The organism is Candidatus Bathyarchaeia archaeon (assembly GCA_041447175.1).
Classification (GTDB): domain Archaea; phylum Thermoproteota; class Bathyarchaeia; order Bathyarchaeales; family Bathycorpusculaceae; genus JADGNF01.
Map to the genome: position 1 here is coordinate 1 of CP166960.1, position 24,638 is coordinate 24,638.

Annotated in this window: 32 protein-coding genes and 2 pseudogenes; 26 read left to right on the plus strand and 8 right to left on the minus strand. The window is 47.0% G+C overall.

The genetic code is table 11. The annotated features are described in order from the left end of the window. Window positions 1–259: 259 nt before the first annotated feature. The 4 genes from hypE to ACBZ72_00020 form a co-directional block, all read right to left on the minus strand. Window positions 260–1,327 carry a hydrogenase expression/formation protein HypE gene (hypE, locus tag ACBZ72_00005; GenBank protein XES77286.1) on the minus strand — a complete coding sequence of 356 codons (1,068 nt, stop codon included), beginning with the start codon at window positions 1,325–1,327 and terminating at the stop codon, window positions 260–262. A gap of 90 nt (window positions 1,328–1,417) precedes the next feature. Then, window positions 1,418–3,703: a DNA polymerase domain-containing protein gene (locus tag ACBZ72_00010; GenBank protein ID XES77287.1), complete on the minus strand. Its 2,286-nt coding sequence runs from the start codon at window positions 3,701–3,703 to the stop codon at window positions 1,418–1,420. Between the two features lies 1 nt (window position 3,704). Beyond that, a complete protein-coding gene (locus ACBZ72_00015) occupies window positions 3,705–3,995 on the minus strand; it encodes a hypothetical protein (GenBank protein ID XES77288.1) in 291 nt (96 codons plus the stop codon). Next, the gene (locus ACBZ72_00020; GenBank protein ID XES77289.1) at window positions 3,995–4,723 is read right to left on the minus strand and encodes a hypothetical protein; all 729 of its coding nucleotides are present in this window, start codon (window positions 4,721–4,723) and stop codon (window positions 3,995–3,997) included. The genes ACBZ72_00015 and ACBZ72_00020 overlap by 1 nt, the downstream gene beginning before the upstream one ends. A gap of 572 nt (window positions 4,724–5,295) precedes the next feature. On the opposite strand from ACBZ72_00020, the gene rplV reads away from it, so the two are divergent. The 17 genes and pseudogenes from rplV (at window position 5,296) to ACBZ72_00105 (ending at window position 14,014) form a co-directional block, all read left to right on the plus strand. Continuing rightward, window positions 5,296–5,784 (plus strand): 50S ribosomal protein L22, encoded by a 489-nt coding sequence (rplV, locus tag ACBZ72_00025; GenBank protein ID XES77290.1) that lies wholly within the window; start codon window positions 5,296–5,298, stop codon window positions 5,782–5,784. After that, complete coding sequence (locus tag ACBZ72_00030) at window positions 5,784–6,716, plus strand: 30S ribosomal protein S3 (GenBank protein XES77291.1); 933 nt, start codon at window positions 5,784–5,786, stop codon at window positions 6,714–6,716. The genes rplV and ACBZ72_00030 overlap by 1 nt, the downstream gene beginning before the upstream one ends. Then, on the plus strand, window positions 6,716–7,003 hold the full coding sequence (gene rpmC / locus ACBZ72_00035) for a 50S ribosomal protein L29 (GenBank protein ID XES77292.1): 288 nt from the start codon (window positions 6,716–6,718) through the stop codon (window positions 7,001–7,003). Before ACBZ72_00030 ends, rpmC begins: the two co-directional genes overlap by 1 nt. Next, window positions 7,003–7,284 carry a ribonuclease P protein component 1 gene (locus ACBZ72_00040; GenBank protein ID XES77293.1) on the plus strand — a complete coding sequence of 94 codons (282 nt, stop codon included), beginning with the start codon at window positions 7,003–7,005 and terminating at the stop codon, window positions 7,282–7,284. The genes rpmC and ACBZ72_00040 overlap by 1 nt, the downstream gene beginning before the upstream one ends. Further along, entirely contained in the window at window positions 7,284–7,601 is a 318-nt protein-coding gene (locus ACBZ72_00045) for a 30S ribosomal protein S17 (GenBank protein XES77294.1), read from the plus strand. The genes ACBZ72_00040 and ACBZ72_00045 overlap by 1 nt, the downstream gene beginning before the upstream one ends. A 43-nt stretch (window positions 7,602–7,644) precedes the next feature. After that, window positions 7,645–8,043, plus strand: a complete 399-nt coding sequence (locus tag ACBZ72_00050; protein XES78699.1) for a 50S ribosomal protein L14 — start codon at window positions 7,645–7,647, stop codon at window positions 8,041–8,043. A 9-nt stretch (window positions 8,044–8,052) separates the two neighbouring features. Beyond that, window positions 8,053–8,553: a 50S ribosomal protein L24 gene (gene rplX, locus ACBZ72_00055; GenBank protein XES77295.1), complete on the plus strand. Its 501-nt coding sequence runs from the start codon at window positions 8,053–8,055 to the stop codon at window positions 8,551–8,553. Between the two features lies 1 nt (window position 8,554). Further along, the gene (locus ACBZ72_00060) at window positions 8,555–9,316 is read left to right on the plus strand and encodes a 30S ribosomal protein S4e (protein ID XES77296.1); all 762 of its coding nucleotides are present in this window, start codon (window positions 8,555–8,557) and stop codon (window positions 9,314–9,316) included. Between the two features lie 7 nt (window positions 9,317–9,323). Then, on the plus strand, window positions 9,324–9,848 hold the full coding sequence (locus tag ACBZ72_00065; protein XES78700.1) for a 50S ribosomal protein L5: 525 nt from the start codon (window positions 9,324–9,326) through the stop codon (window positions 9,846–9,848). A gap of 13 nt (window positions 9,849–9,861) precedes the next feature. Further along, window positions 9,862–10,026, plus strand: coding sequence for a 30S ribosomal protein S14 (locus ACBZ72_00070; protein XES77297.1), 165 nt, complete (start codon window positions 9,862–9,864; stop codon window positions 10,024–10,026). A 14-nt stretch (window positions 10,027–10,040) separates the two neighbouring features. Beyond that, window positions 10,041–10,424: a 30S ribosomal protein S8 gene (locus tag ACBZ72_00075; protein XES77298.1), complete on the plus strand. Its 384-nt coding sequence runs from the start codon at window positions 10,041–10,043 to the stop codon at window positions 10,422–10,424. 13 nt (window positions 10,425–10,437) lie between these two features. Further along, window positions 10,438–10,983, plus strand: coding sequence for a 50S ribosomal protein L6 (locus ACBZ72_00080; protein XES77299.1), 546 nt, complete (start codon window positions 10,438–10,440; stop codon window positions 10,981–10,983). A 31-nt stretch (window positions 10,984–11,014) separates the two neighbouring features. Next, a pseudogene (locus ACBZ72_00085) lies at window positions 11,015–11,374 on the plus strand (50S ribosomal protein L32e). Window positions 11,375–11,553: 179 nt separating this feature from the next. After that, a complete protein-coding gene (locus ACBZ72_00090; protein ID XES77300.1) occupies window positions 11,554–12,009 on the plus strand; it encodes a 50S ribosomal protein L19e in 456 nt (151 codons plus the stop codon). Window position 12,010: 1 nt separating this feature from the next. Beyond that, window positions 12,011–12,592, plus strand: a pseudogene (locus tag ACBZ72_00095) (50S ribosomal protein L18). Between the two features lie 278 nt (window positions 12,593–12,870). Then, window positions 12,871–13,524, plus strand: coding sequence for a 30S ribosomal protein S5 (locus ACBZ72_00100; GenBank protein ID XES77301.1), 654 nt, complete (start codon window positions 12,871–12,873; stop codon window positions 13,522–13,524). A 1-nt stretch (window position 13,525) separates the two neighbouring features. After that, entirely contained in the window at window positions 13,526–14,014 is a 489-nt protein-coding gene (locus tag ACBZ72_00105) for a 50S ribosomal protein L30 (protein ID XES77302.1), read from the plus strand. 155 nt (window positions 14,015–14,169) lie between these two features. Here ACBZ72_00105 and ACBZ72_00110 read toward each other — a convergent pair whose 3' ends face one another. Then, the gene (locus ACBZ72_00110; protein ID XES77303.1) at window positions 14,170–14,967 is read right to left on the minus strand and encodes a hypothetical protein; all 798 of its coding nucleotides are present in this window, start codon (window positions 14,965–14,967) and stop codon (window positions 14,170–14,172) included. A gap of 502 nt (window positions 14,968–15,469) precedes the next feature. Here ACBZ72_00110 and ACBZ72_00115 point away from each other — a divergent pair. The 9 genes from ACBZ72_00115 to ACBZ72_00155 all read left to right on the plus strand — a co-directional run bounded on the left by ACBZ72_00115 (window position 15,470) and on the right by ACBZ72_00155 (window position 21,612). Beyond that, window positions 15,470–15,937, plus strand: coding sequence for an Hsp20/alpha crystallin family protein (locus tag ACBZ72_00115; GenBank protein XES77304.1), 468 nt, complete (start codon window positions 15,470–15,472; stop codon window positions 15,935–15,937). Continuing rightward, a complete protein-coding gene (locus tag ACBZ72_00120) occupies window positions 15,927–16,358 on the plus strand; it encodes an uL15 family ribosomal protein (GenBank protein ID XES77305.1) in 432 nt (143 codons plus the stop codon). Before ACBZ72_00115 ends, ACBZ72_00120 begins: the two co-directional genes overlap by 11 nt. 13 nt (window positions 16,359–16,371) lie before the next feature. Next, entirely contained in the window at window positions 16,372–17,802 is a 1,431-nt protein-coding gene (gene secY / locus ACBZ72_00125) for a preprotein translocase subunit SecY (protein XES77306.1), read from the plus strand. A gap of 191 nt (window positions 17,803–17,993) precedes the next feature. Then, window positions 17,994–18,806: a hypothetical protein gene (locus tag ACBZ72_00130; protein ID XES77307.1), complete on the plus strand. Its 813-nt coding sequence runs from the start codon at window positions 17,994–17,996 to the stop codon at window positions 18,804–18,806. A gap of 18 nt (window positions 18,807–18,824) precedes the next feature. After that, window positions 18,825–19,457, plus strand: a complete 633-nt coding sequence (gene cmk / locus ACBZ72_00135; GenBank protein XES77308.1) for a (d)CMP kinase — start codon at window positions 18,825–18,827, stop codon at window positions 19,455–19,457. Window positions 19,458–19,645: 188 nt separating this feature from the next. Further along, window positions 19,646–20,035 (plus strand): hypothetical protein, encoded by a 390-nt coding sequence (locus ACBZ72_00140; protein ID XES77309.1) that lies wholly within the window; start codon window positions 19,646–19,648, stop codon window positions 20,033–20,035. Between the two features lie 2 nt (window positions 20,036–20,037). Continuing rightward, complete coding sequence (locus ACBZ72_00145) at window positions 20,038–20,511, plus strand: glycosyltransferase family 2 protein (GenBank protein XES78701.1); 474 nt, start codon at window positions 20,038–20,040, stop codon at window positions 20,509–20,511. After that, a complete protein-coding gene (locus tag ACBZ72_00150; protein ID XES77310.1) occupies window positions 20,465–21,343 on the plus strand; it encodes a glycosyltransferase family 2 protein in 879 nt (292 codons plus the stop codon). Before ACBZ72_00145 ends, ACBZ72_00150 begins: the two co-directional genes overlap by 47 nt. Next, the gene (locus ACBZ72_00155; protein XES77311.1) at window positions 21,340–21,612 is read left to right on the plus strand and encodes a hypothetical protein; all 273 of its coding nucleotides are present in this window, start codon (window positions 21,340–21,342) and stop codon (window positions 21,610–21,612) included. Before ACBZ72_00150 ends, ACBZ72_00155 begins: the two co-directional genes overlap by 4 nt. Window positions 21,613–21,629: 17 nt before the next feature. Here the strand turns inward: ACBZ72_00155 and ACBZ72_00160 are convergent, their stop codons facing one another. From ACBZ72_00160 to ACBZ72_00170, 3 genes are all read right to left on the minus strand, one after another. Beyond that, window positions 21,630–22,655 (minus strand): radical SAM/SPASM domain-containing protein, encoded by a 1,026-nt coding sequence (locus tag ACBZ72_00160; GenBank protein ID XES77312.1) that lies wholly within the window; start codon window positions 22,653–22,655, stop codon window positions 21,630–21,632. A 625-nt stretch (window positions 22,656–23,280) separates the two neighbouring features. Next, the gene (locus tag ACBZ72_00165; GenBank protein ID XES77313.1) at window positions 23,281–23,919 is read right to left on the minus strand and encodes a hypothetical protein; all 639 of its coding nucleotides are present in this window, start codon (window positions 23,917–23,919) and stop codon (window positions 23,281–23,283) included. An 11-nt stretch (window positions 23,920–23,930) separates the two neighbouring features. Beyond that, window positions 23,931–24,572: a hypothetical protein gene (locus ACBZ72_00170; protein ID XES77314.1), complete on the minus strand. Its 642-nt coding sequence runs from the start codon at window positions 24,570–24,572 to the stop codon at window positions 23,931–23,933. Between the last annotated feature and the right edge of the window lie 66 nt (window positions 24,573–24,638).

Genomic DNA, 24,638 nt, shown 5'->3' on the forward strand with positions numbered 1-24,638 from the left:
CGCAGCCGCAGCACTCGTCCTAAGAAGACGCAAATAAACCAACAACCAACCCTTTTTTTTGTTTCTTTCAAAAACCTCGGTCAAGGAGAGAGAGCTGAGTGGGTTTGAAGGAGCAGAGTAACGAAGAATCATCGGGTTTCATTCTTCCTCTCCGTTTAGGGTTCAAACCCCAGCAAACCTTTTCTCCTTTAGAAACTGAAAACTTTTGATACTGTGCAATAACTGTTGCAGTGTCAGTTATGTAGGCAAAGTCAGTTAGTTAGCAGATTCTGGGAACTGGGTCGCCGACAGGTCGTGCAAGGATGCGTTTGCCACCCACTACAGTCTGTATCGCCACCCCGCTAAACTCTGCGGTGACCTCGCCGATTATTTGAGCATCTTTACCCTCAGGAGTGCCCTGCAAGAACTTGACAATTTCTTGAGCTTTATCTGCAACGGCGCCTATGACAATTTTGCCTTCGTTGCCAACCTCCAACGGGTCCAACCCCAGCATCTCACATGCTGCACGCACATCCTCGCGTATAGGTACCTTATTTTCCTGTATGAGCATGCCCATCTGGGATTTCTCGGCGTATTCATGCAGGCAGTCTGCTAAGCCACCGCGGGTAGGGTCTTTGATGGCTACCACGCCGCCCACCTCACCAAGCATCCGCTGAATAAGGTGATTTAACGGTTTAACATCGGAAAGGATGTTGCTGCCAAACTTGAGACCCTCCTGCGCGGAAAGAACCGCCAAGCCGTGGTCGCCAACCGTGCCTGACAAAATGATTTTATCGCCTAGCTGAAGATTGCTGTCGGTCATCCACCGCGCCGAAAAGCCGCCACGATACTGTTTAACTACTTCAAGGTCATGTTCCAAGGCAGCGGTTCTTTTGCCTATGCCGCTTACGTTCATGACGCAGCCGCCCAACGCTCCTTTTTCGACAACCTTCGTATCGCCCGTAACGATGCCTACACCTGCTTCAATGCAGGTTGCCCGCATGCTGGCAAGAATCCGCTCTAAATCCACCATGGCTAACCCCTCTTCCAAAATGAACCCACATGCCAACGCCCGCGGCGCCGCGCCTAAACAACTGATGTCGTTAACAGTACCTGAAATGGAGAGGCGCCCGATGTCGCCGCCTGGAAAGAAGATGGGTTTTACGGCGTGGCTATCACTTTTAAGGACGATGTTGTCGACGACTGCGGCGTCGTCCATGGCTTCTATGGGGACTTCGGCGTCGCTTAACCCACCAAACGCCTTCACGATGTGGTCTTTGACGAGGTTGTGCATGACGGTTCCGCCTGCGCCATGCATCATGGTAATTTTACCGTTAGTTTCCTTCAATATGACTCTGCCTTCCCGTATGGTAGGTTCAGAGCAAAAAATAAACCCACCGCCAATAAACCCCCAAACTGTCCAGCAAGAGCCGCTGATTCATGTTTTGTGTTGATTGATGAATTTGTCCAGTGTTTTGCAGTTTTGACCACGCACCGCGTCATGAACCGTTTTTGGAGTGTAACCCGCAAAGCTAAGCAGACTGGCAGCCGCGTCGTAGAGTAACATCAGGTATTTTCTGGTGTCAGGATGGGTTCCTTTTTCAATCAGCGGCTGCGCTTTAACTCTGCGACTGCACCGTTTATTTTGGGCATCGGTTATGAGAAAGCTCACGTTGGTGCCTGCATGAATTTCCTCTCCTTCGGCGCTTAGCTGTTCTGCAGCTATGACCTGAGCGACCTGTTGCTTGTACTCTGACGGCTGCTTTGACATACGTTTCTTAATAACCAACTCCCAAACTGGGACCTCCCCCTCCAGCAGCCTACGCCGATACTCCTTAACTACCTCAAGCGCTTTGGGTATGAGGGCGTAAAACTCCTGCCCGTTACGGGCAGGCGACAAAGCCGCAATCATGTCTATTTGGGCGTCGTAAACAAACTGGGGCGTGTCCGCGCGGCGCACTTCTATCCCCCTCACCTTCACTTTTCCATCATCCATGACGCCATAGTAACGGTTCAACACGCCAATGTTTGGGTGCATCTTGCTGGGCAAAAACACAATCCACCGATAATGCCCCTCAAAATGAAGCGGCACCCCCGTTTTCCGCGAAACCTCCCCACAAAGCGCTGTGCAGTCATGGGCGGTGGCTTTGTCTTTTTTTAGCCACAGCGAATCGACGATGCCGTGGATGACGGTGAACCCCCTTTTCTCTGCCATCCGAGCCGCCTTCAAGAAGGTGTCCCTGCTAAACGCGCAGACCGCAATGTGGCCGTCTATGGTTCCGAACTTGGCGTTTCGGTAGCCTAAGTAGCCAAAGCAGCACACGGAAATCCATTTGAGCCCTGACTTGCGGCTGTCAAACGCCTCCTTGAGCGCGGCGTCCTGGGTTTGCTCGATTAGTTTCTGGTACTGCAGCTTCTTTTCAACAATGATTTTGAGCGATTTGGGGACGATGCCTAAGCGTTTTTCGCATATGTGGTAGTTGAGTTCTGGAACCCGCAGCTTGGAGTTTGGGCAGCATTTGCATAGGACGTTTTCGGCGGAGATGTTGTTTTTCAGCATAAGACTGGGGTACATGGAGGAATAATCCACTTCATAGGCATCTTCATGAATTCCCACAATGGGTTCGTATACGAATCCGCCTCGGTCGGCGATGAGCAGTTCATAGGCGGACTTGAAGTTCTCAGGTATGAACTTGTTTCGGGGAACCAAAACGTCGTCTTTTAGGGCTTGGTAAAGCTGCAGCGAGGACATGCTGGAGCCTATGGATGACCGCGCGGCAGTGTGCAGGGGTATGCGGCAGGTTCGGGAAACTTCAAAAAGCCCCTGCAGGTTGCTTTCGTTCATGATGAACGTGTTTTTGCAGTCTATGTGTATGCGTCCAAACAGGCGGCTAGTCGGCGCCTTAAAGAACGTGCGTCCATACGAAAAAAAGGTCCTGCCCTGCTTAGAGTGCACCGCAAGCTGCATGGGGTCGCGGCTAAGCAGAAGCTTCCCCAAAACACCGTTAACATTTGCCCTCTGCGCCAAGTACGTGAACAGAAAGCTGTCTCCGCCTTGCGTCAAGACAAGGTCAGGGTCAAGCCTCTCCACCGCATCAACCAGCCCCATCAACTTGTCTTCTTCGTCACCGCCGTCTATGCAAAATTTTTCTTGGTTCTGCGTAACAGTTATGCTGCCGAGGGGGTCCTCAGTTTTTGCTAGTTTGCCCTGTTTTTCTATCTGAACCGCCAACTCCATGGTTCTAAACGGCGGCAACCTGTAATCGGTGCTCTCAGTGGAATCCAAAACCCTGTACTTTAACCCTGCTTTTCCTGCTGCAACCTCCACATACGCCAGCGGAAACAAGTCATGGACATACAGGTAAGTGCGGTCGCCGTGTATGTCACAGTTGTGCACCTCATATCGCAAATAATCCCCCAACCTGAGCACTTCCTGCGTGAACCCAAAAACTCGTCGGCAGTCTTTGAGAGTAACTTCCAGCACTCGGGACTTTTGTGTATCCGTAGGGTAGGCATACTTGTAGGCAAAGTTCCATGTGGATATGTCAGGGTTAGAGAAGAAACGGCTTGCCAACTGCTCAAGGGCTTCTTGTTTAGCTGAAACGTAAACTTTTGGCTGAAAAAGGTCGGTTAATCTGATTCTTTGATTGTTATCGGTGATTATCCAAACTGCCATTTCGCCAAAGCCCGAAGGGTAAACATCCAGCAGCCAACCCCGCCGCATGTTACAACTGACCTATCTGATGCTTAAGCGCCTGCAGGTCCTCTGTGAGGACTCGGATTTGTTTCCTGAGTTTCTGCACCTCTTTCTGCTGCGAAAGCGCTATGCACATCAGCATGGGCTCAAAAACTATGGGGCGCGTGGCGTTGCTTGCTGCGGACGCGTGGCTGCGGCAGGCATCCATTAGGGCATCGAAAGCTTCTTTATCGTCTATTCGCAATGCTTTGGCAAAGCCTCTCCACGTGTTTATTTCATCCTCCAACGCCATACGGTAAGACTCAACGGTTCTCCCCATCAGTTTGTGCCTCCGAAAAACTCGGGCAACGTGGGACACGCAGAAGGGAACTCTGCTGAACCTAAACCGTACCGCGGATGCTTTTGCAACACAAAATATCGGCGATGTTCTGAGGACATGATTGAGGCTGCAACGTTCGCTTTCTCATAGGTGGCTGCTTGAAGAGCGGTGTTCCGTTTTGTCTGGTTATGCGGCAGGTACGTGGCGACCATTATGAGCTGTTTCTTTTTAGCCAACGCCGCCAAAAACGTGACCACTTGCTGGTAAATTGCTTGAGCTTCTTCGTCGGCGATTTCTTCATCCAAAAACAACCCTGCACTGTCTGATAAGATGGCAAGTTTAGCGCCCGTTGCCCCTGCTGCCTTTGCCAATTTCTCCATTATCAGCGCGGTCATTTGGTAGGCAGTGAAGGCGCGTGCAATGTGGATTTGCTTAAGAACCTGCTTGGGGTTTAAGCCCCGTTGTTGGGATAGCTTGGCGATTTGGTAGAGCCTAAAAGAGTTTGCGCCGTCAACAAAAACTACCTTGCTGGATAAGCCTCCGAGCTGACGGGGCAACTGCGCGTTTATGCAGAGAACCGAAGTTAGGTAGGAAACTGCTCTGGACCCAGAGAGGACGGCGAAGTCCCCCAACTCCAGACTTGGCAGCACCTGCATGACTGTGGGGATGTTGAGGGCAAGTTTGTTTGCGGCAGATTTGGGGGTTGTGATGGTTATGGTTTGAGACAAACGCTTAGCCTCCAATTGTGCAAGGGAATTCAAGGCGCAAAAGACAGCTTTAAAACTATACCCGAAACAACCCGCCCACACAGCAGAGAGACCCACGTTAAAATCGTTAAAATAAAGCCGAACCAGTCCGAGAACAGGCGCATTTGTAGCAAACCAGTAAAACCCGCCGCCGCAAAAACACTAACCTCCTTTAAGGTGCTCCTGCGACTGGTAAACTGCGAACCTATTTGGAGCCTATTTGGATGCCATTAACAATTGTATGCAGAACCTATAGAGGGGATAGGGCAGGTCAAAACGTAGCTAACCTATCTGACTGCCTCAGAATAAGAAAAGTGACTAGAATAGGTGGTGGGAGCCGAAATCGCATGTCGGAGAGGCACCCGTAGGCATTCGGTCATGGAAAACCCTTAAAAGTGCCCTTGGCATCACTGTTTGCTACACCTCACAGCATCGAATTCGCGGTTTCCCATAGGCAACTTACCTAGCTCACTTAGTCTAAAAACTACTTGTGTTATGGAAAGCCATATAAATCGCGTTTACGCTGTTGTGTTGCGCAGTTGGAGAAATACAAGATGCCAAAATGGGGATACTCCGTAATAACCGAAGAATTGGACCCTGAGACAACCGTCAAAGCAAGTGGACGTGAAGTTAGGGTATCCCATAAACACACACGTGAAGTGTGCCGAACCATTAAAGGAATGATGCTTACCAAAGCCAAAGAGTACCTGCTTGACGTCACTGAGAAAAAACGTGCCGTCCCCTTCCGCAGGTACCAGAAAAAGGCAGGTCACCGTCACGGACTTGACCATGCATTTGCAGGCCGCTACCCCGTTAACGCCGCCACCAAAGTTCTCAAAGTCCTCCAAAACGCCCAAGCCAACGCTGAAAACAAGAGCCTTGATGTTGACCGCCTTCAAATCATCCATGCAGCCGCATACCCTGGCATGAAAATTAAACGCTACACTCCAAGAGCCCACGGCCGAGCATCACCAAAATATGACACCCTATCCCACATCGAAATTGTCCTAGCCGAAAAACCAGAACAAGGAGAACAAGCTTAATGTCCATAGTTAAACGCTTCATCTCAGAAGCCATAAAAAACGCGGAAATCGACGAATTCCTCCAAAAGAAACTTGAACGCGCAGGATACGGCGGTGTAAACATCTCCAAAACCCCTCTGGGCACACATGTTGTCGTCTACGCTATGCGTCCAGGAATCGTTATTGGTCGTGGAGGAGAAACCATCCGTGAACTTGCAGCTATTCTTGAGCAAAGCTTCAAAGTTGCAAATCCTCAAATTTCTGTTTCTGAAATAGAAGTGCCTGAGCTCAACGCTTATGTTGTTGCTGGGCGTGTCACTTCTGCCTTGCAAAAAGGCATCCACTTCAGACGCGCAGGCTTCTGGGCAGTTAACCAAGTTATGGAAGCAGGCGCATTGGGCGTTGAAATCGTCATCAGCGGCAAACTCCGCACTGAACGCGCCCGTTTTGAAAAATTCCGCGCGGGCTATTTCCCACGATGTGGTGACCCCGCTTTGAAATTCACCCGTAAAACAGAGGCTCATGTTCAGCTAAAGGCTGGCATGTTTGGCGTCCGCGTAAAAATCATGCCTCCAGACGCAGACTTTCCTGATAAAATAAAAATCCTCAAAGAACTTCCACCTTCACTGGTTGAAAAAGAGCCCGAACCAAAGGCACCCGAAACCCAAGTTCAGCCTAAAAAAGAGCCAGTTCGCGAGCAAATTGTGGTTGTTGAAAACGAACCCGCACCCGAACCAGCTCCTGAACCTGCCCCTGAGCCTCAAGAGGCACCAGTTGAAGCCCAAGCCGAGACTGCTGAAACCCCAAAAACTGAAGCTCCAGAAACCACTGCTGAACCCGAAGAAACTAACCCTGAACCTGAAGAAAACTCCGCCCCAGAAACCACCGAAAACTCTGAGCCTCAAGCAGCTCCAAGTTCTGCCGAGCCAAAAACTGAGGAGGTAAAAGAGTAATGCCAATTTTACGCATGAAAGAAATAACCGCAATGTCCTCCCAAGACCGAGCCAAGAAACTTGATGAATTGAGGGCAGAATTGTCTCACCTCCGAACGATGATTAGCGCTGGTGGCGCTATTGAAAATCCCATGAGAGCTAGAGAACTTCGCAAAACCATCGCTCAAGTGCTGACGGTGGAAAACGAATACAAACTCGGAATCCGCAGTAGCGACAACTCAGGAAAAGCCACTCCAAAGAAGCCCAAAACTGCAGGGGCTAAAAAACCTAAGGAGCGAAAGGCATAATGAAGATAACCCCTGATATAATCCGAGAAGAATTCGTCGGCACAATGGGCGCAGTAACCCGCAGCAATCATGCTGGTTACTTGGGCATCCAAGGGCAAGTTCTCGGAGAAACACGAAACATCTTAACTCTCCAGCAAGAAGGAAAACCTAAAAACATAGTTAAAGACCAAGCAGTTTTCCAATTCCAATTTTCCGACGGAACAGTTGTTGAAATAGACGGCAAACTTCTCGTAGGAAAACCTGAAGATCGCCTCAAAAAAACAGTAAAGAGGTTATGGTAATGTCGTTTACATACAAGCAACCCAAGAAAACCTGCGACGACAAAAACTGCCCCTTCCACGGAACTCTTCCAGTTCGAGGACGCGTGTTGGATGGCATAGTTGCTAGTTCAAAAATGGATAAAACAGTGGTGGTTGAACGCGAATACATGCAGTTCAGCACCAAATACGTTCGATACGAAAAAAGACGTGGTCACATTCCCTCCCACAATCCGCCCTGCATTGACGCCAAAGAAGGCGACCGCGTAAGAATTGCTGAGTGTCGTCCAATCAGCAAGACGGTTTCCTTTGTAGTTGTCGAGAAAGTGGAGGAGAAGTAAAATGGCGGCGAAAGCGAAAGGAAGAGGTTTAGTCGCAAAAGGTATGCTCGCTCACGGGCAAAAACTTTCCCGCGGGCTACTAGCTGGCTCAATTCTCCGCTGTGCAGACAATACCGGCGCCAGAAAACTTCGCTTGGTGCAAGCTAACAGCTACAAAGGTCGCCTACGACGTTACCCCTCCGCCACAGTGGGCGACAAAGTGACTGTTTCTGTTAGGCAAGGTGCTCCTGACATGCGGAAAAAAATCTTCCAAGCAGTTATAGTGCGTCAACGAAGACCTTTCCGACGCATTGACGGTGTTTGGGTGCAATTTGAAGATAACGCCGCAGTTATCATTACTCCTGAAGGTGAAATGAAGGGCTCCGAAATTCGTGGTCCAGTAGCGCGTGAAGCAGCTGAAAGATGGCCAAGAATTGCAAGCGCCTCAAGTACAATAGTGTAGGTGAAAATTATGCAAAGAACAAAGAATCCAAGAAAACAGCGCAAGATGCTCTTCAACGCGTCTGCTCATGTACGCCACAAGCTGATGTCTGCTCCTCTTTCTCCCGCGCTTCTTGCTCAACGTGGCATCAAAGCGTTACCTGTTAAGAAAGGTGACACTGTTCGTGTAACCCGCGGAGACCACAAAGGCTTCGAAGGAAAAGTTTCAAAAGTAGATTTGGAGCATTACCGCGTTAACCTCGAAGGGTTAACAAGAGAAAAAGTTGATGGGTCAACCGTGTTTGTCGCGGTACATCCTTCAAAAATCATGATAAAGAACCTTAATCTTGATGATAAAGTGCGAAAAGCAGTACTTGAACGAAAGAAGCCCATAATCAAGAAGAAAGGCGAAAAAGCTGCAAAGAAACCTGCTGCACCCAAAACAGCGGTTGAAGTCAAGACAACCGTTGAAGAGCCAGCGGAAGATGCAGCTTCACAAGAAATGACTCCTCAATCTGAAGGAGGAACATAATTTGGGTCGAAAAGGAAAAACAGCAAGATTAAAACCTAAACCAGCGCCAAAATTCTGGCCAATTCACAGGAAAGAAAACCCTTGGGTTTTGAAGCCCTCTGCAGGTCCTCATAGTTTTCATAATTGCCTGCCTGTATCACTTGTCCTACGTGACATGCTATTTGTTGCAGAAAACCGACGCGAAGCTCAGATTGAACTCCATCAACGTCAGGTTTTGGTGGATGGGAAAGCCCGCAAGGACGATTTCCCTGTAGGTCTGATGGATATAATTTCTATGCCTACAGCCGGCAAATACTACCAAGTTTTGCCCAGCCACAAAGGCTTAGTCGTTAGTCCAATAAGCAAAGACGATGCAGACTTCAAACTTTGCCGTATTGACGGCAAAACCTCCGTTCCAGGTGGTATCCAACTTAACCTGCATGACGGATCAAACCTGCTGGTTAAAGTAGCCGACCCCAAAAACCCTCATGAAGACCCATACGACTCCTTTGATGTTCTAAAACTGAACCTAAAGTCTAAAGAAATCGTCGGCTGCATGAAATTCAAAGTAGGCAACACCGTCGCAATTACCGGAGGCAAAAACATCGGCGTGAAAGGTAAAATCGTCGAGATTGAAAAAACCGAAGCCAAAAAACGCAAAAACGCGCTCGTCATCGTTGAAGACGAAAAAGGCGCCCGTTACCAGACCATTTTGGACTTCGTTTTCACGTTAAGTGCTAGTCAACCCTTAACATCACCTGTGGAGGCTGAGGCAGTTGTCTGAAGAAGCCATGGTTAAAAAGTGGGAAGAGCAACCGATGCTTCGACCCCGCATCGAAAAAGTTGTCGTCAACTTAAACGTGGGCAAGTCAGGTGAACCTTTGGAAAAAGCCTTCAAGGTTCTCAAAGAAATCGCTGGGCAAACCCCCGTCAAGAAAAACGCGAAGACTTCCATACGCGACTTTGGAATACGTAAAGGTGAACCCATCGCTTGTGTTGTTACCTTACGCAGGCAACCCGCTATCGATTTCCTAAAGAAAGTTCTGCCTGTTGTGGATAACAAGGTTTCTCACAAATCTTTCGATGACCGCGGCAACTTTGCTTTTGGTCTTAAAGAGCACATTGAAATTCCAGGCGTGAAATATGACCCTGACGTGGGAATTTTCGGCATGGATATCTGTGTTACAATTAATCGACCAGGCGACCGCGTTAGTGACCGTCGCAAACGTAAAGCAAGTGTTGGTCACAAACATGTCTTAACCCCCGAGGAATCAATCTTGTTTACAAAACAAACCTTAGGAGTGGAAATCGTCTAACTGAGGAAGCAGCATGGGAAAACAACAACTTAAAAAAGAACGAAAATTCGGCAAAGGCTCACGCCCCTGCCAACGATGTGGCGCTTATGGGCCCGTGATTCGACGTTACAATTTATATTTGTGTAGGCACTGCTTTAGAGAAGCTGCGCCGAAACTTGGTTTCAAAAAATATGAGTAAAAGGAAGGAACACAATGGACACCCTAACAAATGGATTGACAACAATCATCAACAACGAAATGCGGAACAAACGCGAATGCATCATCAGTCCTGCATCCAAACTATTAGGCCATGTCCTGCGCATCATGCAGCTTAACGGCTACATAGGTGAATTTGAATTCATCGACGATGGGCGGCAAGGCAAATTTAAGGTTCAGCTGATGGGCAGAATTAACAAGTGTGGTTCCGTTAAACCCAGATTCCCAGTAAAAGTGAACGACTTTGAAAACTGGGAGAAAAAGTTCCTGCCCTCCCGAAACGTAGGCATCCTCGTGGTTTCCACCCCCAAAGGTGTGCTTGCCCACAAAGAAGCTATCGATAAAAACGTCGGCGGCAGACTGCTTAGCTTCGTATATTGACAAGGTGTAAGTTATGCGACTACCAGAAATTTCCCGAATAGTCAAGGTCCCTAATGGTGTAGTGGTGAACATCGAGGGACGCCAAGTTACTGTTCAAGGCGAGAAAGCTACCTTGACGCGAGATTTCTCCCACGCTGGGGTCTTTATGGAAGCCAACGGTCAAACCGTGAAGGTTTGGGCAAATTGGCCCCGCAAAAAAGAAGCCTCCCTAGTTGGAACAATTGAATCCCACATCAAGAACATGATTACGGGAGTAACCAAAGGTTACACGTACAAGATGAAAATCGTGTTTTCTCACTTTCCAATCACCGTTAAGCTTGAGGGGCGCTCTGTTTCAGTTGAGAACTTCACAGGGGAACGTAGACCTCGACGCGCAAATATTCTTGGTGACGTGAAGGTAACCTTGGAAACTGACGACATAATCATTCAGGGCTCCAATTTGGAAGATGTCAGTCAAACCGCAGCTAACATTGAGAACATGACTAGAGTCACCAATAAGGACCCGCGTGTATTCCTTGATGGTATATACGTGTATGAACGAAACGTAGGAATGGATTAAGATGACTGAGAAAAAAGAACCCGCATCTGCAATGCAGTCTGCACTTAGAACCAGAGCGCGTGCTCAACGTAAGAAGCCCGCTTTTGTGCGTCCTGAAAGTTGGCGGTACGACAAATTCAGTTTAAGCTGGCGTAGAGCCCGCGGCCTTGACAACAAAGTTCGCCGCAAAATTAAGGGTTGGCCCGAAAGCCCCAGCATAGGCTATAAGGGTCCAAAACTGGTTCGAGGCTTACATTCATCTGGCTTTGAAGATGTCTTAGTCCATAACGTTGCTGAATTGGCAACCCTTAACCCCGTTACCCAGGTCGCACGGGTTGCGCATACTGTGGGTAAGAAGAAACGGGTGGACATCCTTGCTGAAGCTAAGAAACTTAACTTGAAAATTGTGAATGTGAAAGAAGTTAAGGAACCAACTGCGGAAGAGTTGGCTGCTACTGAAGAAGCGGAAGCGAAAGCTGCAAAAGCTGCAGAAAAGGAGAAAGCAAAGCGAGCCAAAGAAGCCAAAGAACGAAAGAAGCAAAAGAAGAAAGCTAAGTCTGAAAAGAAAAACAAGAAAGGAGCTAAGAAACAATGACCAATCTTACTAATCAACGCCGTTTGGCATCCAGCATCCTGAAAGTCGGCGAGAACCGCGTTAAGATTAACCCTCAGAGAATCGACGACGTAGAATCAGCCATCACCCGCGAAGAAATACGCAAGTTAGTTCATGACAAAGCAATTTCCGCTGCTCCCATCAAGGGCGTCAGCCGGGGACGTGCCAAAGTTATCCAGTCAAAGAAACGCCGTGGTCGCAGAAATGGTCCCGGCAGCAAAACTGGCTCTCCTGGCGCTACCATCACCAAGAAAGAAGCTTGGATGACAAAAATCCGTTCCCTACGACGCAAACTCCGCGAATTGAAAGCTAACCGCACCATAACTGAAAGTCACTATCGAGAGCTTTACATGATTGCTGGCAGTGGCAGATTTACCTCTATCGCGGATATGCAACGCTACGCAAAAGCTCATGACATGTGGAGGAAACGCTAAGATGTCTCCTTATGGTTCGCGTTACCGCGTTCCTTTGCGTCGACGCAGAGAGAAAAAGACCGATTACCAAGCTCGTAAAGGCTTTGTCGTTTCAGGGAAACCCCGGCTCGTTGCGCGCAGCAGCCTAAAAAACACGGTTGCCCAGATTATCGTGGCTAAACCCCACGGTGACGAAGTTTTAGCTTCAGCCCACACTAAAGAGTTGGTGAACAAATACGGCTGGAAAGCTGCCACCGGCAATGTCCCCGCCGCGTACCTCACCGGGTTGCTTTGTGGTTTGAAAGCTAAAAAGAACGGCGTGTCAGAAGCAATTTTGGACTTAGGGTTGGTTTCGCCAACAAAAGGCTCCAAAGTGTTTTCCACGATGAGCGGCGTTGTTGACGCAGGCGTTGAGATTCCTCACGACAAGAAGAAAATCATAAAAGGCCGCACCCGAGGCGAGCACATTCAGGAATATGCTGAAAGCTTAGGGGCACCTGAAGAGTACACCCCCCAGTTTTCAACTTACTTAGCTAAAGGTTTGCCTCCTGAGAAGATAAGTGAACACTTCGTGGAAGTCCGTAACGCCATATTAACGGCCTACGGCGCACCTATCCCTCAAGTGGAAGCCAAACCCGCCAAAGCTAAGAAGCCTGAAGCTAAAGCTCCAAAAGCTGCAAAAGCCGAGGCTGAATCTAAGCCGAAAGCAGCAGCTAAACCTAAGCCCGAAGCTAAAGCTGAAACTAAAAAAGCAGCACCTGCGAACGTAAAAGCTGAAACTGTTGAGGCAAAGCCTGAAGCTGAGCCGAAAAGTGAAGCCAAAAAACCTGAAGCCCAAGAAGCTGAGGCGCAGCCTGCTCAAAACGCTGGCGAGGCGAAAGAATGATGTCACAAAGACGAAATAGAGAACGTCCAAAAGTAAACTTGGAAGAATGGGTTCCAAAAACCCGTTTGGGTAAGATGATTCAAGAAGGCAAAATCACCTCTATCGACGAGGTTTTCCTGACCGGCTTAAAGATTGTGGAGCCCCAAATTGTGGATGCACTGCTTCCTGACTTGCAAGAGGAAGTCATTAACATTAACTTGGTTCAGAAACAAACTGACGCAGGCGAGAAAAGCCGCTTTAAAGCCATCGTTTGTGTGGGTAACCGTGACGGCTACCTCGGCTTAGGTTCTGGAAAAGCAGGTCAAGTGCGAAACGCAATCGAGAAAGCTGCTGCTGACGCTCGCCTCAACATCGTGCCTGTTAAACGGGGCTGCGGTAGTTGGGAATGCGGCTGTGGCAGAGGTCACAGTGTTCCCTTCCAGGTTGAAGGTAAATGTGGCAGCGTGCGCGTTGTCATGGTTCCTGGCCCAAGAGGTTTAGGTTTGGTTGCTAGTGAGGTCGCCAAGATTATCTTGGGTTTGGCTGGCGTGAAGGACCTTTGGAGCAGAACTTACGGTTCCACTCGAACTGTTCCGTCTTTCGCGTGTGCTACCTTTGACGCTTTGAAGAAAACGTATAACTTGATTACTCCAATGGATTGGGTGAAGTAGAATGTCTCAGCAAGAAACACAAGCCCTAAAATGCATCGTCGTCGTCAAAGTTCGCGGAACAATCAGCGCCCAACGTGAAACCACCGAAACCCTTACAATGCTCCACTTGTCCCACACTAACCACGCTGTAATCTTGGACAGCCGACCTGAATTTCGAGGCATGCTGATTCGTGCCCAAAGCTACATCACTTGGGGCGAAGCATCAAAAGAAACTGTTGCCTTGATGATTAAACAACGCGGCAAAGCAGGCAGTAGCAAAATCACAGATGAATACGCCCAGAAAGTCGGTTACGAAAACGTTGACGCCCTTGCCGACGCCGTTTTTAACTGCAAAGCGCAATACTGGAAACTTGAAGGTATCACTCCTGTTTTCAAGTTGCGTCCGCCAAAGAAAGGCTACAAGGGTACAACCAAGAAAAGTTTCCGTGCAGGCGGCGAAGCGGGTTACCGCGGCGAAGCCATCAACGACTTAGTCAAACGCATGGTCTAAACAGCCAGCGTCAACCCTGTTTTCTTTATTTATTGAAAATTTTTTGTTAACTATCCATTTGCTCTTAGACGTGCCTTTAAGGATGAGTTTTTCTAACTTCAGTTAATTGTCTTCTAAAAAAAGAAAAGCTTGTTTAGATGCTTTTCGGTGGTCGTCTACTTCTTTCGTGCTCTCATAACCGCTGCGACGGCAATGACTACTGCAGCCACACCCACCGCAACTATAATGTACGTTGCTGTCTGATCAGCGTTTTCGATGTTTTCGGGGGTTGCGGTTGGGTTTGTTGAGGGCGAAGTTGTTGCCTGTTCGGTGGGTGGCGGTGTTGGGGTGGCTGTTTGCATGGGTGATGGGGTAGCCGTGGCTGAAGGTGTGTTGGTGATGGTTACTTGTGTTATGCCTCTTCCCCCCGAGCCTTCCCCGAGTAATCCTTCGGGACCAACCATAATGAGTCGGGGTGCTGGCTGGTAGCTGTCGGGTAGTTCGGTGCCGTTAACCCTGTATGCTAAGATGACTGTGATGGGTTCTGTTTGGTCTTGTAGTTCATTGGTGAGGTTGTTGTATGTTTTGTATTCGCTGTTAATGTCGGTGCCGCTGTATATCATTTCGTAGGTGAAGGTGTTTGTGCCTTGACCCGTAACGGTTATGGTGCTGTCAGGTGTGATGCCTCCAACTTCTTTGCAGAGGGACAACACAGAGACGCCTGTCCACAGACCATTGTTGCCTATTTTCTGGTTTTGCTGATAGAATCCGCCATACATTGAAGTGCTGGGCAGAGCTTCCAGTTCGGTAAGGGTGAAGCTTTTGCTGGTTCCATCTGCGCCTGTGACAAGTACGGTTGCGGTGGGGTCGTTGGCTGCGTAGGCTTGAGGTACTTCAAACAGTTGAATTGTGGCAGAACTGAAAGCAATTAAAGCGAAGGTGATTAAGATACTAAGTAACTTTTTGTTAATCATGGTACCGTCTTCTTTCTTTTGGCTATTGTCTTGAAGTGAACATAAGAATATTTCGTAACCCTACCACAACAGACGGAAACTTGGCTGCGAACATAAAAATAGCTCTTCTGTTTCCCGCTTCTTCGTGGTCTTCATAGGTTAGCTACTTTTCAGATAGCCCCTATCCCCTCTACGTTTTTTCTTTTCTGGTGCTTTTTGGCTTATTTAGTTATGATAGTTCCTCTTAAGGTTCTGCACTGGGGGGGTGATGAATCCATTTATGGCTACTTATGGAGCGGCTATAGTATTGTCTTTTGCAAAAGCTGTAGGTTTTCAGTCAAAACAGTCAAGATAACCCTTGATGTGAATCCCTTTTTTGTTATAAACCAGCTTAAATCATATTTCGAGAACATTTTTTACAGAAATCCCGTGCTTTCTTGTATGCATGTTTTCTAGGTTTTTTTATGCGATATCTTTTATAGTTGCGGATTAGACATCCTCTGGTAATATCTGGGGTGACTACATGAGTGCAAAATGGCGAAGAAGCAGAAAAAAAATCAATTGGTTAAGCATCAAGAGCATCCGAATACTCCCCCAAAAGAAAAACAGCAAAAAACCCAACATTGAGAACTTTAAAAATTCTCGTGTGCACCCAACGAAATACCGCTTACCTAAACGATTCTACAAAGGCAGCTACAAAGACCCCAAACCCTTAATCGACATGTTCCAAGACAAAACGTGGGTTACTGTGGTTGCCCAAATCACTGGCTTTAATCAGGACACATTCAAAATATCCGTCAAGGAACAGAAACTAACATTATCTGCAAAGGCAAAAGACCGCCGATATTATAAAAGTTTAAATCTGCCGAAGGTAGTCATACCCAAGGTCGCACAATCAACCTTCAAGAATGGCGTGCTGGAAATAAAACTTAAAAAAGCCGCAAAAGAAGGAACAATAAAACAACAAGCAGGAATAAACGATGCCCCATAAACTGAGAAAACACCGCAAAATGCGTGGATCCCGAACACAAGGCTACGGAAGAATAGGCCAACACAGGGATGCAGGTTCAAAAGGCTACCGAAAAGTCGGCATGCACAAACACCGTTGGAGCATAGTCGCTAACATGGGCGAAAACTACTTTGGCAAAAACGGCTTCACATCGCCCCAAAGCCTACACCGCAAAGAAAACACCATAAACCTAACCAAACTCGCCGACATGACCACAACAAACAACACAGTCGACCTAACAAGCTCAGGCTACACCAAACTTTTAGGCAAAGGAAAAATCACTCAAGCATTAACAATCACCGTTCCAGCCTGCTCAGCTTCAGCAGCCGAAAAAGTTGCAGCCGCAGGCGGAAAAGTGATAACCGAAGAAGCAGAAGAAGAATTCGTGGAATCTGAACCTTAAGGGTTAGTTTAACATGGCTGGCAGATTCCTAAACCTTTTCAAACCGCTTGGGCGAATTCTGCTTGAAATCAAGTCTCCAGAGCGCAAAGTTAAATTTAATGAGAAAATTTTCTGGACTGCCCTTGTTTTAATTGTTTTTCTTGTTATGTCGGAGGTTCCCCTTTACGGTATCTCTGCAGGTATGGGTGACCAGTTTGCGTCTTTACGCGTCATCTTTGCCTCAAACCGTGGAACCCTCATGGAACTCGGTATCGGACCCATAGTCACTGCAGGTCTGATTCTCCAACTTCTCTCAGGATCCTCACTTATTAAATGCGACATGAGCAACCCTGAAGACAGAGGACTCTTCACCGTCGCCAGCAAAGTCTTCTCCATTATCCTCACAGGCGTCCAAGCAGGCGCATACATCATCAGCGGCATGTACGGACCAATAAACGACCTTGGAGTCGCCGCGATCATAATATTTATCCAATTAATAGCCGCAGGCATAGTCGTTATGCTGCTTGACGAACTCGTCCAGAAAGGTTGGGGTCTTGGCAGCGGCATCAGCCTCTTCATCATGGCTGGCGTAGCCCAGAATATATTCTGGTCTGCCTTCTCGCCGTCAAACGGCTTATTCGTAGGTGCCTTAGGACAACTATTTGCTGCACCCGCAGCAAACGGCGCAGCATACACACTCTTTGACTGGGTGGTCGGAACACAATCAGGCATCTACCCCTCACTCATCGGCTTAATCGCCACAGTAGCAACCTTCCTAATCATCATCTACCTCAACGGCGTCCGCATCGAACTCCCCATGTCATACGCAGGCTACAAAGGCTTCCGCAGCAAATACCCCATCAAACTCCTCTACGTCTCAAACCTGCCCGTAATCTTCGCTGCAGCACTGTTTGCCAACGTCTACTTCTTTAGCCAACTTATATGGAGCACCAACAACCCCAACAACAGCAACATGTGGCTCAACTGGCTAGGCACATACGCCGTACCCGAAGGCGGCTCCGCAACGCCCATAGGCGGTCTTGCGTACTATGTTACTGCACCACATAACATTCAAAGTGTAGCAGCTGACCCCATTCGGGCGCTTGTTTACTTGGGTATACTGGTGGTCTTCTGTGCCGTGTTCTCGCTAGTATGGCTCGAAGTCGGCGGCTTAGGTCCCTCAACGGTAGCCAAGCAACTCATGGACAGCGGCATGCAGATTCCTGGATACCGCCGTTCAGGAAGACCCATAGAAGCTATCCTGAAACGCTACATCCCGGTGGTGGCAGTTTTAGGTGGTATAATCGTGGCGTTAATAGCTGGTCTGGGCGACTTCCTTGGCGTATTCGGTTCAGGCACCGGTATCCTGCTTGCCGTAGGTATCGTCTACCAATACTATGAGCTGCTGATGCGGGAACGTGCCGCAGAAATGTACCCAGCGTTCAGACGAATCATAGGCGAGTAACCGCCGCTTTGAACGCTTTTTGCCCCTTTCTTTTCCCCATCTTTGGGTGGATTTTTGTTTTACGTTTACTTATGCACTGTGCGTGGTTATCTTTATGCAGGGCAAAGGTTGTTTAAAAGGAGAAGGTTTAAAACGTTCACTTAACGTATTCTGTTCACTTGCAAGAAGTTAAGGTAATAGGAGAGTTTGACTTGAAAACGAAAATGTTGATGCTTGCCCTTCTCGTTTTGATGAGCGCAGCATTTCTATACTTGCCAGTCTCAATGGTTCAGGGACAACCAACAGACACTACTGCTATAACCGCGTTTAGTCCACAATCTGTTGCTGCTGCAACAGACTTTACGATGTCCGTTCAAGGTACCCTTGAAACCGCTGATGGGGAGTATCAGATTTTCTTAAGCGACTTATCCGTTTTCAACGGAACCTCCAATGGACACACAGTGAATGCAACGTTCGAGGTTTCTGGCGTGGCGCCTGGTGACTTTAACCTCACTTTGAAAGATGTAGCCTCTAACACAGTGGCTACCGCTGATGAATCCTTTGATGTCTTTGCAGAAGGCTTCGCCGCTATTCCCACGGCTACTTTACTGATTTTAGGCGTTGCTGTCACCATATCTTTTGCAAACATTGGCCTTAACCGCTTCTTAATCACAAAAATGATTGGATGGCACGAATACCGTTCAATGCAAAAAGAAATCTCCGAATTCAACAATCAACGCATGGCGGCTGTTCGGGCAAATAACACGAAAGCTCTCGAGAAACTCAAAAAGAAAGAGTCACAAATCCAAGCCATGCAGACAAAAATGTTTAAGCCTCAAATGCTTTTGTTGCTCATTACGGCGATTTACTTCATTATCTGGCCAATTTTGATAGGGTTCTTCCCGTTCCCAGTGGCTTACATTCCAGGATTTGGGGCAGTTCCATTCTTATACTGGTACATGATTTGCTCGTTCTTCTGGGGAACAATCGCCTCACGTGTGGTTGGCGTCACACCCATACAGTAAACTCGGAGAAACTGTATGATGGACACCAAACCCCCCCCCAACCCGCAAACAAAAAGTATTGTATTATGCATTTCTGGCATGGCAGGGACTGGTAAAAGCACTCTCGCAAAACGGCTTGCTCAAAAATACAACTTGAAGTACTGTTCGGGTGGGGATGCACTTCGCGCGTTAGCTGCCGAGAAAGGCTTCAATTCCACCAAAAACGGGTGGTGGGAAAGCCCTGAAGGTCTGTGTTTTCTCGAACAAAGAACCACTGACGTAAGCTTTGATAGAGCCGTTGACCAAAAGCTTTTGGAGTTTGCCGCAGAAGGAAACGTGCTTTTAGACAGTTGGACAATGCCTTGGCTTGTTGAGGGCGGGTTTAAAATCTGGTTGGCTGCTTCGGTTGAAAAACAGGCAGAAAGAATCTCCAACAGAGACCACATGACCGTTGAGGAGTCTTTGCGGGCGCTTAAAGAAAAAGAGGCGCGAACCAAAGCCATTTACAAGAAGCTTTATGGTTTTGCGTTAAGTGAGGATTTTACGCCTTTTGATTTAATTTTGGACACAGATAATTTGTCGGCGGAGCAAGTTTTCCAAGTTTTATGCAACGTTGTTGATAACATTCTTTTGAAAGAACCCAACCATCTTTCCAGCTGTACTCCTTGTTGAATTCAATGGTTCAGGTAAAAATTTAAAGGTAAACCCAACTTTTTACGCCTGTTTTTGGTTTTTACCTATTCGCATAGTGGTTTTTTTAAAGTCAATAAAAGCTTTTCGTAAGTCTTAAAACTGTTTGCGTCCGATTTAGAGTTGGCTTCGGAATTCAAATGTTGGGGGAAGGGAGGAACACCTGATAAATGAGTTTGATGGTTAATCGTCTGGTTATTTTATTTTTGGGTGAGTACTTGATTTTATGCTTAGTTGCCTCTTTTCGATTTCTAGACGTGCAATCCACAATAACTCTTCTTCTTTTCAGCTTTCTTTTCAGCTCATTGACTTTTCAACTCAACGGCTCCTTCACCCTTAAATTATGCCTGTTAACAGGTGGAAACTTCATCGGCTTATTCTGGAACCTCATATTCTACCACTTCGCCAATGCCGGAACAGAATTGTTTGGTGAATCGTTCAAAACATTCTATGTGCTCATCTATCCTTTCCTAAACTTGATGTGGATTGTGCCTTTCTGGTCTTTCAGCCTCGGGCTTCTCCCCAAAATGCCAAACTCTGCGCGGAGGAACACTCTTTGATTGTGCTGCTCTTGCAACTTGTTTATGTTCTCTCCGTTTTCTTTCTGGTAGTCTATTTAGTAAGGCATTACGTTTTCACTTTTGCAGTTATCCGGCAATCAAAAAAGGTACCCGTTTCTGATGAGGCTTTTTCCGAAATAACTTTTGAACCCACAGTTACCATCCTCATACCCGCGCAAAACGAAGGTCAAGTAATTGGGTTATTACTCCAACGTATGACTGAATTAACTTACCCACAGGATAAACTGCAAGTTATCGTAATCGATGATGCGTCTTCAGACAACACTGGAAAAGTAGCAGACACATACTCAGAAAAATATCCCTTTATCGAGGTATTGCACCGAAGCTTAGAAATCGGCGGGAAAGGAAAAGCCGCCGCCATGAATGCCGGTTTAGCTCGTTCGACGGGCGAAATTGTGCTCTGCTTTGATGCAGATTACTCCCCCCCAAAAAGACATAGTGGAAAAACTGGTTAAACCCTTTGTTGACCCCTCTGTGGGCGCCGTTCAAGGTAGACCCGTCGTTCTGAATGAGCCAACAAATATGGTGACTCGTCTAATTGCTATGGAGCGGATGGGTGGGTATCGTGTAGACCAAGAGGCACGTAACACTTTAGGGCTTATTCCACAGTTTGGCGGAACCGTGGGCGGTTTTCGAAACAGTATCATGCAGCGTTTAGGAGGGTTTGACGAAAAAATGCTCACTGAAGACACCGACTTGACCTTTCACATTGTTCTTTTAGGCTACAAAATCCGCTACGTAGGCGAAGCCGAGTGCTACGAGGAAGCTGTCGAGTCTTGGCAAGCTTACTGGAAGCAAAGGCATAGGTGGGCACGAGGGCACATACAAGTCTGCATGAAACATGTTTTCAACGTCCTAAAAAGCAAAAACCTTAACCACAGAGAGAAAATTGACGGTGTGCTTCTTCTTAACGTGTATTTTGTGCCTGTGGTGACGTTTTTCTCCTTTTTTGTCAGCATTTGCCTTATGATGCTTGGCGCTCCACAACTCGTCACTTCTACGTGGTTTTTTGTGCCTATTACCTTCTACAGTTTCGTCGGTAACTTTGCCCCTTTCTTTGAAATCTCCATTGGCGCTTATCTGGATAACCGAAGCCGAACTCAATGGTTGACTCCCTTTCTGTTCTTTGCCTTCGTTTACAATTTGCTTATCTGTACAAAGGCTTCCTTTGATATTCTCGTGGGGAACCTGTTAGGGAGAAAGCAAGATTGGGCGAAAACTTCTCATTCTGGCAGTGGAAGCCCCTCGTTTGTCAAACCTTCTGTTACACTGGAGAGATCGTCGTGATTGTAGCTGCTTCTCCCCTATTTGACCTAACCCTTCTAGCGGCGCCACTGCTTTTACTCGTTATGCTAGTGCCTGCTGTCTTTGAGTGGCGAAAACCTTCCGATTCTGGACCACGATTAATAATGCCAAAATCTCCCAATGAGACATTTTCTTTGATTCCCGCTGCTGCTTGTCCTTTGCTGGATCTCGAGGAACCTCACTTTTTAGATGCCCGACTTAAACCGTTTATAGGTCAAATTTTAGGTTCCCTGCCCAATATCGACATTTAAAAAATATGAGCGGTTAGTTAAAGCAGTAAGTTCGCGTTTTTCCACTGCTCTTTAGCTAAGGCTAAGTTACCGTATGGGCCGCTATGGAGCGAATAGAAAATGTAGCAGAGGTACGTGCACTGTTTACATTCACGATAGGTTTTGCGTAGATTGTCAAATTCTTCGCTTTCCCACTTTTCGGGCAAATCAAAAATTGAACCGACAAAGTTGTGTCCGTGGCATCCTCCGATTCTGCCTAGGTGGTCAATTATGAAGAAATCTTGGAGGGCACTGCAACGCCATGTTCTTTTGTTCTCTGCGTAGAGACTGCGCATTGCTTTGAAGAGTTTGTTTGTCATGAGGATACGTTTGTTTTTCTTTTTCATTTCAAGAAGTTCATCGCAGAGGTTAACCATTGCTTGTTTGTCTTTTATGAGGAATTCGTCTTGGGCTTTGCCGATTCGGAAAAGTTGATTTTTGTCTGTGGTGTTGTCATAGTTGTAGAGGCAATACCAAACTGGGACACCCATTGATGTGAAGTGGTTAGTTATATCAACGATTTCATCGATGTTTAGCTGCGATATAGTTGGGGTTACAGCGACGTTTACGCCTTCTTCTTGGAGTGTTTCCACCGATTCAAGGGCTTTTTCATAAGAACCCTTTACGCCTTTGATGTAATCCATCTTGGATGGAACTAAACTGTCAAATGATATAGCTGTAAAATCGACTGTGCGCAGGGCGTCGATTTTTTTTGCTGCCATGCTACCGTTATCGTAAACTGTGGTCACAAAAAAACGGCTTGCATACTCGATTATTTCTTGTGCGTCGCTACGCAGAAGTGGATCTCCACCTGAAAACACCATTTCCACTATGCCCATTTTTCGCAGAATGTCAATGCCTCGTTTGATTTGGTCGGTTGAAAGCTCGGTGGGGTCTTGTTCTGTCCAGACGTTGCAGCCTCTGCAGCGGTAGTTGCATTTTCTGGTGATTAACCATTGGACGTGGTGGGGTTTGTTTGGGGTGAGAGAGCGTGCTGCGATGTTTGCGGCTTTGGTCAGCTTCAAATAAATCTTCTCTTCGCGTTTATTGCTACTTGAATATTTATGGGAGAACTATAAAAACCATAAGGCGGTGAGCTTGTTTTTTAGGTTCGAGTTCTGCTGTGAATGTTTCTGTCTGGGCGTGTACTGCTGTTTTTCTTCCATTCCTTCAATTGAAACTTGAGTTTACATGAAGCTATTGTCTGTTTGGTACGTTGCTGTTTTGAAAACCGTTGTCCAAAAAGCCAGCGTAGTTAAGAAGGAGAACGATAAATTTTTTGTGGCTTTTCAGATTAATGCTTTTACTTCTGCAGGCCACTCCTCTTTAGACGTTCCCGCAAGGGGTAAACCGTTTGGCATCATGTTTAGAGGAACTTTGTCTGGTCCTCCCAGTGCCTTGCTGACCTTTTTCCGTCCTCATTCATCTTGTTTGTCACCTTTGCAAAATGTCTGACAAATCCCCGTAATGCGAGTTTCTTATTTTCTAAGTTTTCATATTGCTTAAAGAAAGCGCATTTACTCAAATTTGCGCAGTCACTCATACTCTGTAACCCACCAAATTGACCAATTCTTGATGCGTTTTAAAGCTATTTTCTCACAAATTCCTTTTGAAAAAATGGTTTTTCAGTTCTTCTTTTGAATCCCTATCTCAACCTTGACCGTTCAGTTCAGGAATTATAGTCCAGTTGGACAAAGCTTCCCCCGTGTAAAGAATGTTCGAAGCCACATACGCGTAGGAACCTGCGGCAATTCTGCCCAACTCGATGTAGGTATTGTTTGCTACGGCATCCGCCTGATAAAGGGTCACATGTAACCGCACATTTTCCGCGTCCGTTGTTCCTACATTCCAAATTGTGCCTTCCAGATAAAACCGAATCTGATTTGACCATGGGTGTCCTTCGGCAGGAGACTGCCGCACATCCTTAGCGCCCAGTCTAGTAACAAGTTTGGGCTCTCTTGCGCTACTCTGAGTTACCTGGGTTTGCAGTTTTGCATTTTCTTCTTCAAGGCTTACGTTTTCTTTTTGCAGGCTGTCTGTTAGGTTGTGCAACTCATTCGTTTGATTTCTCAAGGCGTCTACGTGGATTTTCAGTTGTTCTTCTTCCTCTTGCAGCTTCTTTTCTTGCATGTTGAAGTTTAGCAGTTGGTTTTCAAGGTTTGAGGCTTGATTGCGCAGTGCAGTGTTGCTTTGAGTTAACCCTGTCCGTTGAGTGTAAAGGGCAGTGCTGACTAAGATGCTTCCTGAAAGCAGTATTGCGACGATAACGAGTGCATGGTTTGTTTTCATGCTTCCTCCTCCTAATCGTGTTCGGGAATAATAGTCCAACCCGTCAATGCTTCTCCACTGTAGTAAATGTTCTTTGCAACATCAACATAAGACCATGCGTTAATCCTCCCCAACTGAATATACACTTCTTTGGCTACTGTTTCCCCATGAAACAAGGTTACATGAAGCCTACAGTTTTGCGCTGCAACCGTGCCAACATTCCAAACTTCACCCGAAATGTATAAACGCAAATCTTGTCCCGAATAGTTGTAGTGAATATCTCTGGCTCCAAGCCTTGTGACTAGCGTGGGCGGTTTTTCTTGGGTCACGTTTGGCTGGTTCAGCTGGTTTTGAAGCGTGGCATGTTTATTCTGAAGGTTAACGTTTTGGCTTTTTAGAAAACTTGTTTGATTCTGGAGTGCTACCGCTTCCTGCTTAAGTGTTGCCTCTTGATTTTGGAGAATGCGTTTCTCGTTTTCTAAGCTGGCTGTTTGGTTTTGCATGTCAGCAAGCTGGTTCTGAATCTCGAATGTTTGCTGCTTAAGCCTTCGATTTTCTTGAACAAAACCAAGTTGATGTACGTACAAACAAATACTCACTGCAAGGCTCCCCACTAAGGCAAGGCTCAAGACCGCAAGGATAGCCTTCTGTTTTTGCAGCTTGCTTTTTTCCACTCTGCCTCACCTTAAGAGATGTTGCCTCTCATTTTTTATGGAGCCTTTTGTTCCATTTAGCTCTCC